The sequence below is a fragment of the Marivita geojedonensis genome, assembly GCF_002115805.1.
Lineage (GTDB): Bacteria > Pseudomonadota > Alphaproteobacteria > Rhodobacterales > Rhodobacteraceae > Marivita > Marivita geojedonensis.
The window spans coordinates 1-2,122 of record NZ_JFKC01000062.1; the positions used below are offsets into that span (position 1 = coordinate 1).

The following is a 2,122-nucleotide window of genomic DNA, read 5'->3' on the forward strand; positions in this document are numbered from 1 at the left end:
CGTGGTGGTAGACGAGATTATGAACCCGTGGCACTCCCGCCCCTTGGACGTGCATCGGTGGTCGGAGCACCCCGAGGTGAAGGTGCTGGTGGTAGACGGACAAGTCATCGCGGCGGCACGTTTCATTTCTTCCGTGCCATAACGTGATCCATCTTCACGCTGAGTACCTCGACGTCATTTTGATTGTACGTTTGGTACCGGAAACGCACCACTCCACGGTCAGGTTTCGAGCGTGACGGAGTAAGCTCTTCGACAGTAACACGCGCGTGAAGAGTGTCGCCGGGGAACACTGGAGCGAGCCATCGAACTTCATCCATCCCGTGGCCACCTAAGTTGGTGCCAGTCAGCACGCCAGTATCTCGAAATAAACGAAAAGTAAGCGCTATGGTCTGAAAGCCGCTGGCAATAATGCCGCCAAATATCGACTCTGTCGCAGCCACCTTGTTCACGTGGAAGGGCTGCGGGTCGTACGTCAGTGCAAAGTCAACAATTGCACTTTCAGTGACCGTGATCCCACCGGTCTCAAAGGTGTCACCGACCGACAATTCGTCAAAGTATTTGCCGCTAGCCATTCCGAGAATGTAGCTACTCGGAGAGTTGTACGTCAATGATGTGGCCTTAGTCTTGCTCCTCCGCATCCATAAGCCTCGGGTCCCCGTCGTAGGGTCCGATATCCCGCCCTGTCCGCTTCTCGAAGGCCTGCAGTCGGTCCACGTACCCATCACACCGAGGCGGGTTGAGGTTATTCTCGATGTAGGTCTGAAGCTCGTAGTCGGAGACAAAGCTGTACTCCTCCTTGCCCGGGAGCTTGATGGAGGTTGCCAGAGGCCGACCAACAACAGCCTTAGAGGCGTCAGCCATGGCCTGCCTGAGCTCGTCTACCTTCCAGCAGTCAATGATGTAACTGTCATGGACAGACAAAACCGGGATGCCCTGCTTCGTGAAGTGATTGTGGATGTGGGATGTAATCTGTCCATCGAGGTGCATCAGTCGGATGGCTTGGTCGGTAAACAGCTTGCCCTCCAAGGGTGGGTTCAGGTCCAGAAAAGCATCCAACAACTTGTCTAGCTTTTTGTTGGTTATGGAAGCCATAAACGAGCCAACAGGCGCTCCATTCCGGAATGCTTGGTAGGCTTGTGATTTTCCCTTTGCGTTGATGGCGATAAGGGCGAGGTACTTGATTAATTTCCGGGTCATGCTCTCGGGGTAAGCAGTCACTTTTTCTCGCGAAACACTATACGGATCGAAGTCTAATTTCTTACCTGCTTCGGCATACAGGATGGCAATGTGCAACCCAACAAAATCCACTTCCACTGTGGGCTGATCGTCGATGGTGATCCGAGCCCGTGTGGCGGAGTTCGCCCTTTGCCACCAACCACCGTAGAGGCGCCCATGTGCATCGAAACTGGAACGGCTGAACACGCGATGGGTTTTGGTGTTCTGTGAGCCAATCTTCAGCTTGGTTTTGTCACCGTCATCATTCTCGATCTCGATCACAGGCTCTTGGAGGTCTGGGATGTCGATGAATGTCTTGGCAATCAGGTCGTTGTAGGCGGTTAGGTCTTTCCGCATCCGGTTCGTTGCTGGTGTGTCATCGTACTCAATCTGCTTGTTCTTGTCGTTCTTGAGAATGATGACCTCTTCGCCTTCGGCCCGACCAATATCCTCGTAGTCGAACTTGGCTTTCCGAAACAGCTTCTGGAGCTTCTCAGACGCCCGTATTCGGGTGGTTCGATTTAGTTTGTGTCCCGGTTTCCAAAACTGATGTTCATCCTTGTCGAGGTATCCAGCATCACGCAGCGTCTGGATGACCGGGATGATCTTCTTGGAAATGTGGAGAGCATTGTACCTGGAACCCGCATGCCACGCATTCGAAGAAAGCGACACACCGATGCAGAGGTCTGGGTCATCTTTCCAGGCAACATACAGGTCCAAGATCAGGACCCTCAGCTGATCCTTGGAGGACGTCTTCTGCTTTGGCCCACGAGCGTTCGGTTTCCCGTCCTTAAAGTGCTTCTTCCACAGCCCATCCACCAGCACCTTCACCTCGGGGTGCTCCGACCACCGATGCACGTCCAAGGGGCGAGAGTGCCACGGGTTCATAATCTCGTCTACCACCACT

Annotated in this window: 2 protein-coding genes; both read right to left on the reverse strand. The window is 53.8% G+C overall.

What is annotated here, in order from left to right; translation table 11 throughout:
• Positions 1-122: 122 nt before the first annotated feature.
• Positions 123-572: a MaoC family dehydratase gene (locus MGEO_RS20980; RefSeq protein ID WP_085641684.1), complete on the reverse strand. Its 450-nt coding sequence runs from the start codon at positions 570-572 to the stop codon at positions 123-125.
• Between the two features lie 46 nt (positions 573-618).
• A partial coding sequence (locus MGEO_RS20985) for a hypothetical protein (RefSeq protein WP_233140067.1) occupies positions 619-2,122 on the reverse strand: 1,504 nt, incomplete at its 5' end.

Coding starts and splice junctions, on each gene's coding strand:
- MGEO_RS20980 (WP_085641684.1), bottom strand. CDS start 572: ATGGCTAGCGGCAAATACTTTGACGAATTGTCGGTCGGTGACACCTTT.